The following is a 14,819-nucleotide window of genomic DNA, read 5'->3' as shown; positions in this document are numbered from 1 at the left end:
CACAATACCCGTGTGACCTCTGGGCAATGGGCCGAGAGGTATGGGAGCGGTTGGGGTGGTGAGATCCCACAGGCGAACGGGGTTATTGTAGTCGTAACTTCCGCTGACAAGAGTATGGCCATCGGGAGAAAACGCCACCGACGTCACGGTGTCACTGCCGGTGAGGGGTTCACCGAGAGGGTGGGCTTGACCCGGGCTACTGACATCCCACAAACGGACGCTGTTGTCATTACTGCCACTGGCAAGAGTCCGACCATCAGGCGAAAAGGCCACCGACGTCACGATGCCCGTATGGCCGGTGAGAGGTACACCGATGAGGTGCGGTTGACCCGGGCTACTGACATCCCACAGACGGACACCCCTGTCATTACTGCCGGTAGCTATAATATGACTATCAGGTGAGAACGCCACCGAGGTCACCGAGGTGTTCTGCGCGACCGTGATCCCGCGATAGGGGAAGCTCGCGAGGAGCTGCACGAGACTTTCCCGGGTTTCCGGACCCTTTTCGTCGATATTGTAGGCGGCGATGCCGAATCGGAAGGCACCGCGTGGATCTTTCTCTCTGCTGGCGGTGGATTGGACAAGCATACTGAAGGCGATCGCGGAGCGCCGCGCCCGCTCAGCGCCATGCTGGGCGTCGCGGGCGCTGCGCTCCTGCCAGAATGCGACGCCGGCGGCGACCATAGCAAAGAAGAGGAAGCCCGAGAGAATTCCGATTCTCTGCTTTCGGTATCGCTGCTCCTGACGCCGGATACGCAGTGCCGCCGCTTCCTTTTCTCGGTGCGTCTCCTCCTCTTCTTCGCGTCTTTTCTGAAAGTAGCGGTAATGAGCGTCGAGGAAGGCCTGTCCGGTGGGGTTGACAGCGACTACCGCCTCGTCCGACGTAGACGGTTCGTCTACGGTGGGTAACCCGAGAATCGTCAGGTTGGCGTTGACCCGATTGGCGTCCCACAGGAAGCTGGAATTCTGATCGGCATTCTCCCACTCGGCAGCAGCCTGCTCCACCGCTCGTGCGGCTCCCAGCGCCACCTCTTTTTCCGTGATAGCTTTATCCAGCGGGGGCCATTCGGTCAGCAGTTTCTCATGTGTTACCCTGAACCAATTTCCGGCGGGGCCATGATCGGCGACGAGCAGCCGCCTGTCAACGAAAACCTCGAAAGCCCGCCGCAGGCTTTCAGAGAGGTCGCTCTGCCGGACCTGCCGTCGTGCTCGTCGCCCTGCCTCGTCAATGGTAACCAGCCTGACCAGGCCGGCCAACACCTCAGGTTCAGTCAATGCGCTGGCTTTCATCGCGGCAGCGAGTGCGGCGTCGGCATGCTTTGTCAGAGCACCGGTTACGCCGCCGATGCGGTCGTACTTCTCAACAGTCATGGTGTCGCCACGGGAGAGGCCGTCGGCGAGTTGGTGAAGGGCGAACGCGAGCAGGGGAAGCGCGTCCCCGCTTTCGGCGTCGGCGGACAGGCGGACCAGCAGTTCCTCTTCCACCTGTATTCTGGCATTTTTCGCAGGCTCTTTGATGACAAGTGGTAGCATACCGGGCGCCAGCGGTCGCAGCAGAAAGGGCTGTATGTCGGTATCAACCAGCTCCGGTAGCGTGCGCAGATCGTCGAGGAATTCCGATCGCAGTGTCGCCACCAATCGCACCGGCCCGGCCAGCGCCTTGTCCAGCAGTGCAGCAACCTGTGCCCGCTCGGGGGCCGGGGCACGGGTGAACAGCTCCTCAGCCTGGTCGAGGCCGATCAGTAACCACTGCACGGCAGTGTAATCCCGAGCGCCGAGCAGTTCTTCCGCGCAACTCCTGAGCCCAAGCAGGTTGGGATTGTCGAGCTTGGCGCGTACGTCGGCTTTTGACCAGCCCAGCCTGAGCTTGTTCGCCGTCACAGTGAGGGCCTGCGCCAACCCGGAGACCGGATCGTCTCCGGGAACCCACCGGTCTGCTACCAGCCAGGCCGGATCCTTCTTGAATAACGGGAGCAGCCCCGCCCGCATCAGCGATGACTTGCCGCATCCGGATGGCCCGACCACAGCCAGCAGGCTGCGGTCCGGACTGGTTGCCCGCAGCAGACTCGCGAGTTCCCGGGTCTCCCCGGACCGGCCGAAGAACATCTGGGCCAGGTCAGAACCGAACGCACGCAGGCCGGGGAACGGATTGTCTCCATCCCGCCAGGTGGTCCGCCCGCCAGCAACAATATCGCCCAGGTTGTCTGCCAGCTGTTTACGGGCAGCCTGCCGGTCCTCGTAGTACCTGATATAGTGAAGATCTTCCATCAAAGGATGTTTACCGCCTGCTTCGACTGCCAGCGGCAGCAGACGGCAACCGCGCGAATCAGCAATGCCGACTTCGGCGGCACACCAATTCGACGCTACGAAGCTTTCGGTCACGATGCAGACAACCGCGTCGGCATCCCGCAGCTCCTGGTACAGGCGCTGCTTCCAGTTCTCGCCGACCGGCATACCCCCGGCCAGATCCCGAGCCAGAAACGGATCATGCCTATCAGCGCGCAGCCAATCGAGGATCTCAGTCGCGACGGCCGAATCCTCCGTCGCATGGCTGATGAAGACTCTCGCCACTGCCACCTCGAAGTTATGATCATCGAAGCAAAGGACCCGGACGGTGCCGATACTAACCCGGTGGCGTCGAACGGTTCAGGATGCCGGCGGCCGCCAACGAAAGGCTACCCACCCATGAACTGGTACCCAACAAAAGCTTCGCCCGCTACGGAGGAACAACACGGTACAGAATGGGTGGATGAAGCTCCTACTCGTGACCGACACGCACATACCTCAGCGCGCTCGAGACCTGCCGGCACCGGTGTGGATGGCCGCCGACGCCGCGGACGTGGTGATCCACGTCGGCGACCGGGCGCGACCAGCGGGTTGCGAACGCCCACCCCGACGCCGACCTCGTCGTCTGCCGACCGCACTACACCTTCACGACCGCGATGATCGCCGATGGCCGCCTGGCTGCCGTCGAGCTGCACTGGCTGCCGCCACGCTGATATCGATTCGGAGATCACCCGCCGATGCTGTAGTCTTGCCCAGTCGGTCCGCTAGGGTGGTCCGGCAGGCGCTCGTAGCTCAACGGATAGAGCACTTGACTACGGATCAAGAGGTTGGGGGTTCGAGTCCCTCCGAGCGCACGCTGGTTGAGGCAGGTCAGAGCCCCGCAGCCGATCACACGGCGCGGGGCTCTGGGCTTTTTTGATCTCCAGTACTGCAATTAGTACTGCAATTGGAAACGATCAGCCCTCGGACGCCCCGGCATCGCCCGCGCCATCGTCACGTTCCGTAGCATCCGGCCGGGTCGGTAGGGCCAGCCGGCCGAGGATGCCGTCCATGCTCGCGGCCGTGCCGCGGCGGACGTCTTCCAGGACATCGATGTAGATGTCGGCCGTTGTCGCGATACGGGTGTGCCGGAGCAACGCCCGGATCTCGTTGAGATCCACCCCGGCGCGGAAAAGCAGCGTGGCCGAGGTGTGTCTCAGGTCGTGAACACGCGTTCGGTGGACGCCGGCATCCTCACAGACCTTGTCCCACCAACGGTTGACGTTCCGCGGCTGGATACCGCGGCCGGTGGACGTGGTGAACACGAGCCCGGCATCATGCCATTCCAGCGCCGCCACTTTCGCCGCGTCTTGCCGGTTCTTATGCTCCCGGAGCACCACGACGACCATTTCCGGTAGCGCAAGGGTCGCCTTCGACCCCCTGGTCTTCAGGTCGTCGTCCTCGACGAGCTCCCACCGCTTGCGTCCCGTGTCCGGATCGACCCCGACCAGGCGCCGCCGCTGCTTACGGCGAATCTCCACGGTGCCCGCGTCCAGGTCGATCACGTCCCAGCGCAGCCCGAGTGCCTCCCCCTTCCGTAGGCCCAGCGCCAGCATGACCATCCACAGCGCGGCAAGGCGATCGACCAGCGCCACCGCCAGGACCCGGCCTGCGTCCGCATCCGACAACGCCCGCACCGGCGCACCGTCCTTACGGGGAGGCTGGACCAGCTCCGCAACGTTGCGCACCAACAGCTCCTCCCGGACCGCGTCCTTCAGCGCCAGCCGCAGAATCGTCACCAGATAGCCGACGCTGCGCGCCGACAGCGCTTTGATCGGCTTCGGGTCGGGTGTCGCCACCCGCTTCGGCGGGCCAGGTTTGCGCCCGGTTCGCCGCTTCGGCCGGTCCGGCTCGGCGATCTGCTGCTGTGCCGCTTTCTCCGCGGCCTTGCGTGCCTTGTCCTCGTCGCGCCGTTGGCGCGCGGCGATTCCGGCCGCGGACGGTTCGGTGAGCTTCACCGTCATCCACTGCCGCACATGCGCCGTCGACAGCTTCCGCAGCTCGTGCCGGCCCAGCACCGGGATGATGTGCAGCCGCACGAGCAGCTCATACGATTCGACGGTCGACTCCGCGAGCGTGCCCGCCACCACCCGGGACGGCAGCACCACCGTCACCCACTGATCGAGGTACTCCCCCACCGTCATCCGGGTGGACACCACCGGCACGCCGTCATCGATCGCCCGCCGTACCTTGCGAATCTCGTCGACAACCGCCTCTTTCGTCTTGCCGTACACGGTCTTGCGGGAGCCGTCGGGCATGCTGACCTGACCGGCCCAACCATTGCGATACCGGTACGCCGACCCCTCGTTGTTCCCCCGCCGGCTCCCCTTCCCCGCGGCCATCACGCCACATCCAGCGGGTTACCGTCGGGCCAGGCAACCCGGTCACACCACGGGCAGCCATACCGGCTCTCTCCCATGTCGCAGGCGAATTCCTTCTCACCGGTCGCATCCGCATACCAGCGGCCCTGACCACGGCCGGCACGGTCGAGATGCTCGTGTAGAGCTGCGACCACGGACACCGTCCGCGGCCCGTCATCGGGTCCGGATTCAGACAGCACGAAAGATCACTCCTTGCCGAAAGAAAAAGGGAACAGAAAGAAACGCCGGGAAAAGAAGTCGGATCACGCCTGGCGATCCGGTGGGTCCGGTCCTCTGGGCGCGGAAGGGTCTGCCGGGAAACCGGCCGCATCCAGGGCGCTACCGCGTCACTACGTGATCGGCTTCGCCGACCCTGGACCCGTCCGGCCCCCCGACAGATAATGCGCCTATCAGAGGAACGGAAAAGAAATGGGGTAGAAGCGAAAGACCGCGGCTACCGGTCAGCGCCGCTGGGGCTGCGCGGGAACCCTTCGGTACGGGGCGATGTCGGGCACCCAGCCGCCGGCCGGACCAGGACCGTGTGATGGGCAAGTTGCCGGAAGTGCGATACCGGGTATCGCGCGGAACACCAACACGACGTCGACGTCACCGAGGGCTTCGACGAAGACCGCGTCGGTGGGGATCGTGACAGCGGTCCGAGCGACCTCGAAGGGGTCGGCACCAGGTTTGACGGTCATCTCGTAGAAGCCGTAGCCGGGGGTGTCGAGGCGGACGAAGGGCTGTCCGTCGGAGGGGTCGCGCGGTGGGCCATGGTCAGGCGGAATGATGGGTGTCACGGTCTGCGCTCCTTGTTCGAGAAGGGGTGTGGATCTAGGTCCCGTCGTGGAGGGTGAGAGCTCCCGGCGGGACCGCCATACTTAGCAGTCGCTAAGTCCTGTTGAGTGTCTATGGCGGCTTAGCGACTGTCAAGTACGCTTCGGGAATGGTGCGGGAACGACTCATGGGCACGGCAGAGATCGCCGCATCTCTCGGCGTGAGCCGCGTCCGGGTCCACCAGATCGTCACCACCGACCCGTCGTTCCCCGCACCACTCGACGAGATCAAAGCCGGGAAGATCTGGCGAGCCGACGACGTGGAACGCTGGATTGCCGAACACCGCCCGCCCCGCGACCCGAGCACCTGACCGATCACGCCGCATCCTCGCGTTCGAACCCGCGCAGCCGATCCACGTAGGCGACGAGCGCCGCCCGCGGGATCCGCCGCGACCGGTCGATCAACACCGAGTCGATCAGGCCCGCCTTCATCAACTGATAAAGCTTCGCGCGACTCACCCGCAGTTCGGCCGCCGCTTCGGCCGGAGTGAGAAGGAGCTTGCTCACGGTTCCTCCGTCGTCATCGGGTCGAGGGTTCAGGCCGCACGAGGCATGCCAGGGTCGGTTGCCGAAACCGGGTGGGGATCTCCGCGGGCCGCACGGGCCGCGTCGAGTTGGGCGCGCCAGCGGTGCCGATCCGCGACCGCGCGCAGCAGCAGGTGTTCCCGGCGGGGCGTCGCCGGGTCCCCGGGGTGCAGGAGCTGCCAGATCACCCGGTCGGGCGTGGCGCCCTGGCCGCCATCGCCGGTCTCCCCGGTGCCGGTGTGGCCGAGGACCGCGAGCTGTTCCCGAATCCACGCCTTCCGATCTTCCTTGTGATCGGCAAGAGTCTTCCCGGACCACTTCCGCGAGACCAGCACGCGCCGGCCGCCGAAGCCAAGGGTTTCGCGCCGGTGGACTTTGCCCTTACACCGGCCGGGCACCAGGCCGGCGCGGGGGCTTTTCGGCTGGACGCCGTAGCGCAGCCAGTTCGCGCAGCCCGGCGAGCACGGTTCGTACCGCAGGGCGTCGGCGAGCCGGTCGACGTGTGCCCGCTGTGCGTCGGTGGCGATGGCGTGGCAGGTGTCCAACGACTTCGTCAGGTACTTGCACAGATAGCCGATCAACCGGCCGGTGTTGCGGTTGGTCGCGGTCACCCCGTCGGCGCGGACCTGCACCCCGAACCGGACCACGTGGGTAGGTTCGGCATCGTCGCCGATCGCGTCCAACGCTTCATCCCAGGTCGGCAACGGCGCGCCCGAGTCCGGGTCGAGGTAGCCGCCCGCTTGCTCGTCCCAGACCGGCAGGCGATCCACGCCGTAGACCGGCCGGTCGCAGGCCGGCCACCACACCTGGTGGTAGGTCGCCGCCGCGACCTGGCGGAGCAGCACCCGCGGGATCGTGCCGCGCATCGCCGCGTGCAGATGCGGTGCCAGCCTGCGTTGCGGTTCCAGGCAGGCGAAGTACTGGACGTCGTACCCCACCGCCCGGCGCAGGTTCTGCCAGAAGCGATCCACCAGCTTGGGGAAGTGGATCGCGTCCCGGGCCGCCCGCCGATAGTCATACGACACCGGGTCCACCGGGGTGCCCTCCGACGTGACCCGGCCGTAGCTGTCGCAGGTGAGGGTGAGGAACATCGAGGGCCGCCACACCGTCCCGTCCGCGCCGGTGAACGTCCGCCCCACGGTGCGCCGATCCACCGGCAGCCGAGGCAGATCCGGGGCATCCTGCCGCCGGCGGGTGGACCGGGTCCGCCGCGGCCGATCCCGACTGTCCGGCGCCGCCTTCCCGCGCACGCCGAGATCGTTCAACGCCGCGTCCACCTGCGAGATCAGATCGTCCACTTCGCCGATCTGATCAACATCGTGACTGTCCGCCGCGTCGGTGCGGACCGCTTCGAGATCCGCCCGGAGCTGGACCAGCGTCTTCGCCTCGTCGCCGGCCGGGTCGGGGTCGGGGAGCGGTTCGTCATCGAGATGCCACCCGGCCTTGCACTGCGCCATCCGGAGCTTGCGGGCACGCTCCGCACACGGCGGACACTTGGACGCCAGCGTCGCCCCGCACGCCATCGGGATGATCTCGGTTTCGCCGGTAACCATGTCCACGCGGCGCATCGCCAACGGTCGGATACACACCCCGTTCTCCGCCGCGACCGCCTCCAGGACATGACGGGCCAGCGGTTGGCGCAGGCGGGCGGCCCGGCTACCCGCCGGCGGTTCCGCCGGCCCCATGCTCGGGGTGGTCATGCCGCCCGGTCCTCCTGTCCGTGGTCCTGGTCCTGGCCGTCATCGTCGGAATCGGGGTGGTCGGGGTGGTCGGGTGGCGGTTCCCGGCAGCCACACACCCGCCCCCGCCCCGCCGGGATCTGGCAGCCGTCATCCGCCCAGTGCGCCACCCACAGATGCCGGCAGCAGTCGCAGACCGGCAGCGGATACACCGGGGCGTAGTTCTCCGGACTGGCTGTCATGCCGCCCGCCCGTCCACATCGGGGGTCCAGCCGTCCCCGGTGTCGCCGACCAGATCGATCAGTTCGGCGACCGCCGGCACCGGATACCGATGTGCCATCCGCGAGATTTCCGCATCGTCGACCCAGCACGCGCGGACCCGCACAGGGTCGGCCTGCCCGTCCAGCAGGACGTAGCCGACCCCGGGCATGTCCTCACCGATCTCATCCGCCCGTGCCCCGCGGTCGCGGGCACCATCCCCGAGCACGAGATCAACCTGATCGGCTTCGGTCATCCGCAATGCGACCCGGACCGGGAACAGATCCCGAAACGGCAACACCTCTTTGCGGGGGTCCTGCACCGCCCCGATCACGGCGACGCCGGGTGCGCGGCCTTGGGACAGCAGCAGCGGCAACGACGCGGACAGCCGCCGCTTGAGCTCCCGGTCGGTGACATACGAGGTCAGCGACGCGATCTCATCAACGATCACCACGATCAGCGGCTCGTCGGTCGTCGGAGAATGCAACCGGCTGACCCCACGCAGCCGAGCGGCCCGTTTCCGCATCACCGTGACCGCATCGTCGAGGAGATCAGCGATGCTGTCGGTGTCGGTCGCGAACCGGGAGAACATCGCCTGCCCGAACGCGAGTTCCATCCCCCCTTTTGGATCACAGACCCAGAGTTCGACCAGGCCCGCACGGACCGCCGGGGCAAGGCCGCGGATCGTCGCCCACACCGCCGCGCTTTTCCCCGCACCGGTCGCCCCCGCGATCAGGACATGGGCGCCGCGGACCGGCAGCCGCCACAGGTCGCCGTCTTCCCGGCGGCCGATCGGAATCCCGGACAGATCCACCGGACCGTCATCGTCGCCATCGTCGTTTCCGTCGGCGTCGGGTCCGTCCAGGTCGAACGGTGGGATGGGAACGGCGAGGGGATCGCGGCGGGCGAAGTCCACCCAGATGAACCCCACCCGATCGGAACGGATCCGACACGACCGAGCCCGAAACGCGTGCCGCAGCGCGTCGGCCTGCTCCGCCCACTGCTCGGGGGTCTGGCCGTAGAGCAGCTCGATCCGGAGCTGGTCGCCCCACCGGTCCGACCGGATCGTCCGGATCCGGGGGAAGGTTTCGGCGAAGGTGACCCGGTCGCCGTTGGACACCGGAATCCGAATCGCTAGGTCGGTGTGGACCATGACCGGGCGCCAGCGCCACCGGTAGATGACCAGCAGCCGCAACCGGCCGCGGATCCAGCCGACCAGCCCGTCAAACGACCGGCGATGGACCAGCCGCCACCCCACCGCGACCAAGACGAGGACCAGGAGTCCGACGCCGAGCCCGACCAGGCCGAACCGCTGGCGGACCACCGCCACCGCGACCAGCACCGCAACCGCCACCGGATGACGCACGAGGAACACGACCAGGTGGGCGCAGATCCGGCCGGCCAGCCCAAGCAGGACCGCCCACAGCGGCACGTCGATTTTCGGATGCCTGGTCGGCACCTCGGGAAACGGCCGTGAGCCGTTGATTCTGGCCATGACAGATCACACCCACCCAGCATGAAGAGAAGAGAAAAATTGAAGTCCGGGAGGCCGGACAGCCGCGTTCTACAGCCATCCCGGACCGGCGGAGAGAATGACGCCGATCAGGCCGCTACCACAGACCCGTTATCGGTGTCGTCGGCCTTACGGTCCAACAGGAGCCGTTCACAGTCGATCAGATAGTCGTTGGCGGCTTTCACCAGCGCATACGCGAAATCCACATGGTCGGCGGTCACCGTGCCGCCCATCGCGGAGACCGACAGGCCGCCGCCGGGGGTTTCCAGCGAGAGGATCGGCCGCTCGTCCGGGTAGGTGAAGCAGCGCACCGACCACTCCGAGCCGACGTACACGCCCACATGCCAACCTGACCGGACCGGCACCCGCTCACCATCAGCGTCCGTGGTCGTGGTGGTGGTCGACGCGGTCATGCCGCCGCCCGCCCCGAACCCGTACGCACCGGCCGCATCCCCTTCGCCCGCAACGCCAGCCCCTGCTTCGGGGTGGCGCCGAACCTGTTCACCCACGGCATGACCGTCAGCCCCTCGAACTCCACCGGCCGCAACGCAGTACCCGCCAGCGGCTCCGGGGGCACCGGCTGGACCGGCCCGGGAATCTTCACCTTCACTTCCGCCGAGCCGGCCCGCGCGTTCGGGTCCGCGTCCATCACCCGCACCGCCCACAGCAGTTCACCGGTTTCCTTGTCCCGCTCCTGCGCATCCGCCACCCCGGCCTTCGACTTCTCAAAGTCGTTCGCCGGCTCCACCCCGAGCACGAACGCCCCGTGGGGAAACACATCCCCGAACGCCACCGGAATCCACCGCGGTATCGCCATCGTCGCCCACCTCTCGTCGTCTCGCCGGGTTGTCGGAGATGACCGCCCGGCCCGTCGAGATACACAGTGCACCGCTCGCCGACCGCTACTCAACCCGTATACAGGCCATGTATACGTCCTTGGTATGACGGCCATACCAAGCCGGTCTGACCGACTATCCGGAGCCGACTCGCTCATACGGACCCGGTATGGACGCGCACATCAGTCGTAATTCTGCTTGCTTGGGCGCTAATATGCGGGCCATGGCTGACCGCAATACCCATCGGGTCTATACCGCCCGCCGACCCGCCGACGGCGAGGACTGGGCCGCCGTCGCGGCGGCACTCAACGAACGGATGGCAGCCCGCCGCATCGGTCAGCAACAGCTCGCCGAGGCGTCGGGGGTGTCGGTGTCCACGGTCCGCCTGGTGCAGCATGGCACCGGCCGCCGCTTCCAGAACAAGACGCTGACCGCGCTCGCCCGCGCGCTCGACTGGCCCGACGACCATCTGATCAGAGTTCTACTCGCCGGCCACCCGCCCACCGAACCCACCACCACCGACGATCCGGTCATCGTGACACTGCGCCGGATCGAAGAACGCCTGGACGAACTCAGTCGCCGTCTCGTGACCGTCGAGCAGCTCGTCACCGCCGGGCGGGATCCCGAGCCGCACACCTGCGAGCCCCGCGCACGATAGAAGGGGCCGGAACCCGGACGGACGACAGATCGTCCACCTGGGCACCAGCCCCTGTCTGTGACGGCCCCTTACTGGCGACCGCTGATCAGCCCGAGCCGAACGGCAGCCTCTCGGGCATCGCCGGACCCGCCACCAGGGCGTCTATCGGCCTGAACACGAGCGTCACCTCAACATCACCGAACGCCTCCGCGAACCCCAGGCCGTCCGGCAGCGCAGCCCACGCCCGCATGACGTCCACCGGCCGCGCGTCCGGGTAGATCGTAATCGTGGAGTTGTCGCGGTCGAGGGTGACCGGTGCATGCGCACCGGTGGTCTCAGCCACCGGCCCGCCGCGTCGAGCGTGCCAACGCCGCACCCAGTAGCATCCGACCCGCCGCCGGCGCCGTGGAGTGGTCCACGAAGAAGAACAACGGGCACACCTGATAGTCGTGCCAACCACTCTCCACCGCGAACAACTCCGCCGACGCGGGCGAGTCAAACGTGATCGTCGTATCGCGGACCCGCCGTTCGTCCCCCGGCTCAAAGCGCACCACGCCGTAGAGCACGGACATCGATCCATCCCCGCCGTCAGCCACCGTGTCTGCGCTGGTCACCGGCCGCACCGTCCCATCCTGTCGTCAGCGTGCCTTTCGGACGCCAGCCCGGCCCCGCGGAAACCACGCTCAACACGGAACCGGACTGGTTGGACAACAGGCTCACCGACCCGCGGACCGCACCGAAACGCCAAGTCCGTATACGCCGCCCGACTCCCCCGACCGGCCGTGTTCCACCAGGTGAACGGTCGACAAGCGGTACATGAGCGCGCGACTCGGACGAAGGTCCCATACCAACCTGGTATGAACGCGCTACTGTCAGCATGCCGCCCTGAACACCGCTGACCGGCGGACCATCGGACGCACCCGAGAAGGCACGATGCCGCCAACCACCAGCCCTTACACGGTCTCCCGGCAGGTACTCGACCGGGACGACATGCGCACGGCGCTGAACGCCCGCGACTTCGGCACCATCTTCCGGCTGTTGAAGAAGTACGACGGCGCCAGTCAGGACCGCATCGCCTCGCCGATCGAAGGGCTCACTCAGAGCCGCGTCAGCCGGATCATGCGCGATCAGGAACACATCATGTCCATCGACCTGATCGAACGCATCGCCGACGCCCTGCGCATCCCCGGCGAGCTTCTCCGCCTGGCCCCGCGCCCATGGGAGACCACTGGCCCCACGCCCGCGCCACCCTCGCAGGACGCCCGCGCAGAGATCCCCACGCCGACCCCGCCCGCCGCCCGATCGGCCCCCGAACACCCGGCATCCACGGCCGGCGACTACGCCGCGCGGGAACGGTCCCTGTCCGTCACGATCGACATCGCCGCCGACGGCTCCGCCCAGGTCACCTACACCTACGAACTGGTGAACATCGGCACGTTACCGATCACTCGTCTCGTCCGTGAGCTGTGGTTCAAACACACCACCGGCATCCTCACCATCGCGCCAGCCGCCGCATCCGACCGCAACGTCATCATCCAGCGGATCCACGACACCATCACGATGTCCAAGTTCGCCTGCCAGATCTTCCCCGCATTGCAGCCCAGCGAATCTGCGATCATCGCCTACACCTGCGACGGCGGCCGGTTCCTCGACGAGCTCTACTGGCGGCAAGCCTTCACCCGCCCCACCGACCGGTACTCACTCGCCGTCCGCCACCGCGGCACACGGCAACTGCTGAGCTGCACCGCCGTGGAGGAACACGCCGACGGCTCCGAGGTCTCCGCCACCGACGGACTCACCTGGAAACACGACGAGACCGCCATCGTCATCGAGTTGACCCGCGCCAACCTGGCACCCAACCATGCCGTAACGCTTCGATGGGACGCCGACCGTGACCCTGCGCAATGACATCGAAACGGCGCTACGGGCCTGGGACGCCTACGAACGCCAGCGAGGCTGCCCCGCGGTCATCGACTACGACTGCGTCCCCACCGACGCCGAGATCCCGCCGGTCGCCGACCGCATCGACGCCCACAACCGGTTCACCGACCTGGAACACCGCGCACACGCCGAGAACCAACCGCACCTCGCCGACCGCATCGGCGCACACCTGGCCTACCTACGTGCGCTCCTCGGCGAACACCAACCATTGGACGCCTACGTCCAGGCCACCCAGGGATGCACGGCGGCCGGGTGGACCGACGACTACCTCACCGCCTGCCGTGACCGGGCGATATCGGCCATCGGGGCATTCGGGGTGACCTGGGGTCCAGATACCGCCGCCCACCTCGACGAGGCCGAAGGCACCGTGAACAGCGACGACGTCCCCGAGCTGATCCGCGCAGCGGCAACGGAGATCGAACCGATAGTCCGCCGGCTCACCGGCGCCACCGCCGACTACGACCTGAGCATTGAACGCGTCGACCTCGATGTGTACTGGGCCTATTGGCTCGACGGAGCCGGCTCAAAGGTCCGCCTCCGCCTCAACCAACGCAACGCCCGGTTCACCGCGGTACGGCTACGCCAGTTCGCCCAACACGAAATCCTCGGTCACGCCCTCCAAGCCGCCAACTGGTCGGCCAACTGCACCCGCGACGACGTCCCGTGGGTACGCCTGACCTCCGTACACGCCCAACAACAAGTCCTCATGGAAGGACTCGCCCAAGCCCTACCGCTGTTCACCACACCCGACGACGAACCACTGACCGCCCGCATACGCGTCGATCATTACCTTCAGCTCGTCCGCGCCGAACTACACCGCGCCATCAACACCGGAGCATCCGTCGCCGACTGTGTCACCCACGCCCGCGACCGGGTGCCGTTCTGGAAAGACAGCACCATCGCCGACGCCCTCACCGACCGCGGCACAGACCCACTCCTACGCTCCTACCTCTGGTCCTACCCCGCCGGCATCGACTGGTTCATCACCCTCGCCGACACCACCGACCCCGAAACCTCGGGAACCGTCCTCCGCACTGCCTACCAACGCCCGCTCACCCCGGCCGATCTCGCCCAACTCTGGCCATCCGGTCCACACATCGGCGGACCCGGCAGCACGAATACGCCATAAGCCGGGCACTGCCGAATTACTCGGTTTTAGATCAAGGGCGTGGCGCCAGCCCGCGCCGCGCGACGGCTGCGCGTGGCGCTGGCGCGCCATGCTCGCCGGGTGCGTCGCTGGCCCGTCACCGCGCACAAGCCAGACCAGGAATCGCAAGTACGCCAGGCATACCGGAACCCGTGGGCATGCCGGTCAGACCGACCGCCGCCGGATAGGCGAATCCACGCCGTACCGAGCGGCATGGATTCGCGATGTTGGTCCTGTTCCGCGGTCAGGTTCACCGAACGCCCGAGCACGTTTCGGGATGCACAGCCATGCGACCAGCGGAGACCATCACCGGCAGGCCAGAGACAGACGAAAAACGAGCAGGGGGCACGCCAGCGGGCAGCCGGGAGACAGCATCCGGTCGCTTCGCTCCCCGGGCAGCCCGACCCGCGTGGTTACCAGCGGCGAGACAGGCCGTGGTCACCTCCCAAGAATGCGAGCAACAATTTCGGATGCCCAACCCCAGCGTGAACCGCGCCGCGGTTGGGCCGTTCTTTCGGCTGCAGTGGACAGCGCTTGAGCTTCCTCGGTCGCGGTCAGGGCCTCGTCTCGCCGGCCCAGTCCCGACAGCAGGATGCCGAGGTTGTCCAGGGAACGGGCGAGGTCGGGTTCGAACGCGGCCCGGTTCGCCGCGGCCAGCCGCCGGTAGATCTCGACGACCTGTTCGGTGGCGGTCAGGGCCTCGTCTCGCCGGCCCAGCTCCGATAGGTCGGCGCCGAGGTTGTCCAGGGAACGGGCGAGGTCGGG

At 67.0% G+C, this 14,819-nt stretch carries 17 protein-coding genes and 1 tRNA gene; 5 read left to right on the top strand and 13 right to left on the bottom strand.

From position 1 onward, the window contains the following. Positions 1 to 2,571 (bottom strand): TIR domain-containing protein (locus U9977_RS10825; protein WP_322749092.1); only part of this gene is annotated, 2,571 nt, incomplete at its 3' end. Between the two features lie 496 nt (positions 2,572 to 3,067). Between U9977_RS10825 and U9977_RS10820 the strand changes: the two genes are divergently transcribed. Continuing rightward, a tRNA-Arg gene (locus tag U9977_RS10820) sits at positions 3,068 to 3,140 on the top strand. A 102-nt stretch (positions 3,141 to 3,242) separates the two neighbouring features. Here U9977_RS10820 and U9977_RS10815 read toward each other — a convergent pair. The 3 genes from U9977_RS10815 to U9977_RS10805 all read right to left on the bottom strand — a co-directional run bounded on the left by U9977_RS10815 (position 3,243) and on the right by U9977_RS10805 (position 5,482). Further along, positions 3,243 to 4,667, bottom strand: coding sequence for a tyrosine-type recombinase/integrase (locus U9977_RS10815; protein ID WP_322749091.1), 1,425 nt, complete (start codon positions 4,665 to 4,667; stop codon positions 3,243 to 3,245). Next, positions 4,667 to 4,885 carry a hypothetical protein gene (locus U9977_RS10810; protein ID WP_322749090.1) on the bottom strand — a complete coding sequence of 73 codons (219 nt, stop codon included), beginning with the start codon at positions 4,883 to 4,885 and terminating at the stop codon, positions 4,667 to 4,669. Before U9977_RS10810 ends, U9977_RS10815 begins: the two co-directional genes overlap by 1 nt. 261 nt (positions 4,886 to 5,146) lie before the next feature. Next, positions 5,147 to 5,482, bottom strand: coding sequence for a hypothetical protein (locus tag U9977_RS10805; RefSeq protein ID WP_322749089.1), 336 nt, complete (start codon positions 5,480 to 5,482; stop codon positions 5,147 to 5,149). A gap of 164 nt (positions 5,483 to 5,646) precedes the next feature. On the opposite strand from U9977_RS10805, the gene U9977_RS10800 reads away from it, so the two are divergent. Continuing rightward, the gene (locus tag U9977_RS10800; protein ID WP_322749088.1) at positions 5,647 to 5,829 is read left to right on the top strand and encodes a DNA-binding protein; all 183 of its coding nucleotides are present in this window, start codon (positions 5,647 to 5,649) and stop codon (positions 5,827 to 5,829) included. 4 nt (positions 5,830 to 5,833) lie between these two features. Here the strand turns inward: U9977_RS10800 and U9977_RS10795 are convergent, their stop codons facing one another. The 6 genes from U9977_RS10795 to U9977_RS10770 form a co-directional block, all read right to left on the bottom strand. Next, on the bottom strand, positions 5,834 to 6,025 hold the full coding sequence (locus U9977_RS10795; RefSeq protein ID WP_322749087.1) for a helix-turn-helix domain-containing protein: 192 nt from the start codon (positions 6,023 to 6,025) through the stop codon (positions 5,834 to 5,836). A 29-nt stretch (positions 6,026 to 6,054) separates the two neighbouring features. Continuing rightward, positions 6,055 to 7,743: a replication initiator gene (locus U9977_RS10790; protein ID WP_322749086.1), complete on the bottom strand. Its 1,689-nt coding sequence runs from the start codon at positions 7,741 to 7,743 to the stop codon at positions 6,055 to 6,057. Next, positions 7,740 to 7,964: a hypothetical protein gene (locus U9977_RS10785; protein ID WP_322749085.1), complete on the bottom strand. Its 225-nt coding sequence runs from the start codon at positions 7,962 to 7,964 to the stop codon at positions 7,740 to 7,742. Before U9977_RS10785 ends, U9977_RS10790 begins: the two co-directional genes overlap by 4 nt. Beyond that, positions 7,961 to 9,475 carry an FtsK/SpoIIIE domain-containing protein gene (locus tag U9977_RS10780; RefSeq protein ID WP_322749084.1) on the bottom strand — a complete coding sequence of 505 codons (1,515 nt, stop codon included), beginning with the start codon at positions 9,473 to 9,475 and terminating at the stop codon, positions 7,961 to 7,963. Before U9977_RS10780 ends, U9977_RS10785 begins: the two co-directional genes overlap by 4 nt. 107 nt (positions 9,476 to 9,582) lie before the next feature. After that, positions 9,583 to 9,906 carry a hypothetical protein gene (locus U9977_RS10775; protein ID WP_322749083.1) on the bottom strand — a complete coding sequence of 108 codons (324 nt, stop codon included), beginning with the start codon at positions 9,904 to 9,906 and terminating at the stop codon, positions 9,583 to 9,585. Further along, complete coding sequence (locus tag U9977_RS10770; RefSeq protein ID WP_322749082.1) at positions 9,903 to 10,310, bottom strand: plasmid replication, integration and excision activator; 408 nt, start codon at positions 10,308 to 10,310, stop codon at positions 9,903 to 9,905. Before U9977_RS10770 ends, U9977_RS10775 begins: the two co-directional genes overlap by 4 nt. A gap of 242 nt (positions 10,311 to 10,552) precedes the next feature. Here U9977_RS10770 and U9977_RS10765 point away from each other — a divergent pair, with 242 nt between their 5' ends. Continuing rightward, on the top strand, positions 10,553 to 10,987 hold the full coding sequence (locus tag U9977_RS10765) for an XRE family transcriptional regulator (RefSeq protein ID WP_322749081.1): 435 nt from the start codon (positions 10,553 to 10,555) through the stop codon (positions 10,985 to 10,987). A gap of 85 nt (positions 10,988 to 11,072) precedes the next feature. Here U9977_RS10765 and U9977_RS10760 read toward each other — a convergent pair whose 3' ends face one another. Both U9977_RS10760 and U9977_RS10755 read right to left on the bottom strand, forming a co-directional pair. Beyond that, complete coding sequence (locus U9977_RS10760) at positions 11,073 to 11,309, bottom strand: hypothetical protein (RefSeq protein WP_322749080.1); 237 nt, start codon at positions 11,307 to 11,309, stop codon at positions 11,073 to 11,075. After that, the gene (locus U9977_RS10755) at positions 11,302 to 11,580 is read right to left on the bottom strand and encodes a hypothetical protein (RefSeq protein ID WP_322749079.1); all 279 of its coding nucleotides are present in this window, start codon (positions 11,578 to 11,580) and stop codon (positions 11,302 to 11,304) included. The genes U9977_RS10760 and U9977_RS10755 overlap by 8 nt, the downstream gene beginning before the upstream one ends. 319 nt (positions 11,581 to 11,899) lie before the next feature. Between U9977_RS10755 and U9977_RS10750 the strand changes: the two genes are divergently transcribed. Beyond that, positions 11,900 to 12,874: a helix-turn-helix domain-containing protein gene (locus U9977_RS10750; RefSeq protein WP_322749078.1), complete on the top strand. Its 975-nt coding sequence runs from the start codon at positions 11,900 to 11,902 to the stop codon at positions 12,872 to 12,874. Then, the gene (locus U9977_RS10745) at positions 12,858 to 14,036 is read left to right on the top strand and encodes a hypothetical protein (protein WP_322749077.1); all 1,179 of its coding nucleotides are present in this window, start codon (positions 12,858 to 12,860) and stop codon (positions 14,034 to 14,036) included. Before U9977_RS10750 ends, U9977_RS10745 begins: the two co-directional genes overlap by 17 nt. 456 nt (positions 14,037 to 14,492) lie before the next feature. Here U9977_RS10745 and U9977_RS10740 read toward each other — a convergent pair. Further along, positions 14,493 to 14,819, bottom strand: a 327-nt coding sequence (locus U9977_RS10740) for a tetratricopeptide repeat protein (protein WP_322749076.1), incomplete at its 5' end; no start/stop codon positions are given.

The organism is Protofrankia sp. Cas8, assembly GCF_963555845.1.
Classification (GTDB): domain Bacteria; phylum Actinomycetota; class Actinomycetes; order Frankiales; family Frankiaceae; genus Protofrankia.
Note: the sequence above shows the minus strand (reverse complement) of the source record. Positions and strands in the feature narration are given on the sequence as shown.

Excerpts from the sequence above, each read along its gene's own strand:
- U9977_RS10785 (WP_322749085.1), bottom strand. The coding sequence starts at position 7,964 with ATGACAGCCAGTCCGGAGAACTACGCCCCGGTGTATCCGCTGCCGGTC.
- U9977_RS10775 (WP_322749083.1), bottom strand. The coding sequence starts at position 9,906 with ATGACCGCGTCGACCACCACCACGACCACGGACGCTGATGGTGAGCGG.
- U9977_RS10770 (WP_322749082.1), bottom strand. The coding sequence starts at position 10,310 with ATGGCGATACCGCGGTGGATTCCGGTGGCGTTCGGGGATGTGTTTCCC.
- U9977_RS10750 (WP_322749078.1), top strand. The coding sequence starts at position 11,900 with ATGCCGCCAACCACCAGCCCTTACACGGTCTCCCGGCAGGTACTCGAC.
- U9977_RS10800 (WP_322749088.1), top strand. The coding sequence starts at position 5,647 with ATGGGCACGGCAGAGATCGCCGCATCTCTCGGCGTGAGCCGCGTCCGG.
- U9977_RS10815 (WP_322749091.1), bottom strand. The coding sequence starts at position 4,667 with ATGGCCGCGGGGAAGGGGAGCCGGCGGGGGAACAACGAGGGGTCGGCG.
- U9977_RS10765 (WP_322749081.1), top strand. The coding sequence starts at position 10,553 with ATGGCTGACCGCAATACCCATCGGGTCTATACCGCCCGCCGACCCGCC.
- U9977_RS10790 (WP_322749086.1), bottom strand. The coding sequence starts at position 7,743 with ATGACCACCCCGAGCATGGGGCCGGCGGAACCGCCGGCGGGTAGCCGG.
- U9977_RS10780 (WP_322749084.1), bottom strand. The coding sequence starts at position 9,475 with ATGGCCAGAATCAACGGCTCACGGCCGTTTCCCGAGGTGCCGACCAGG.